General features: G+C 52.5%; 1 protein-coding gene. It reads right to left on the bottom strand.

Going from position 1 to position 743, the window contains the following annotated elements:
- Positions 1-73 precede the first annotated feature (73 nt).
- Positions 74-743: flavodoxin domain-containing protein (locus MoGM_RS01875; RefSeq protein ID WP_146078616.1), on the bottom strand; the 670-nt coding region annotated here is incomplete at its 5' end.

A 743-nucleotide genomic window follows, 5' to 3' on the forward strand; every position in this document is an offset into this window, starting at 1 on the left:
TTGTCCTTAACTTCGGAGCGAGCTTGCGGGCGATAACTTCCTTTAACTTCTTTGAATTCTAAAAAATACTTTCTTAATCTCTAAGAGCCAAAGCCTCTGCCATCGCCTGTCCAAGTTCACGGCACTGGGTGGCGGTCGTGCTGTCGAGACTCTGCCTTATCTCGACAACGGGACCCACATGGTCGAAATGCAGATGGTCATCGTTCCACTGTTTAATCTTGGATACAGCCTTGCTGGCCCACGCATAACTGCCGAACCAGCCGATAAGACGGTCTTTGATGTCTCTGCCGGCAAGCTCGCTGAGCAGCACTTCCATCTCATGATACAACCCGGTGTTGTATGTCGGGGCGCCTACTATGAGACCACGATAGCGGAACACATCGCGGATAATATACGAATGGTGTGTCTTCGACACGTTGTACATCACTATCTTGCGCACTCCCGCCTCGCTCGCCGCACGGGCAATCTCTTCTGCCGCACGCTCGGTGTTGCCGTACATAGTGCCGTAGCATATCACAAGACCCGGCTCGGTGGCATACCGGCTCATGCCGTCGTACATCCCGATGACCTTGTCTATATTCTCATGCCACACCGGACCATGCGTCGAACAGATATAGTCGAGCTTCACTCCGGCAAGCTTTTTCAAAGCGTTCTGTACCGGAACGCCGTATTTCCCGACGATATTGGAATAGTAACGAACCATCTCGAGCCAGAAAGGCGAGCAGTCGATGCGCGAGTCTATG

The sequence above is a fragment of the Prevotella sp. MGM1 genome, from assembly GCF_002933775.1.
In the GTDB taxonomy this organism is placed as follows: Bacteria; Bacteroidota; Bacteroidia; order Bacteroidales; family Bacteroidaceae; genus Prevotella.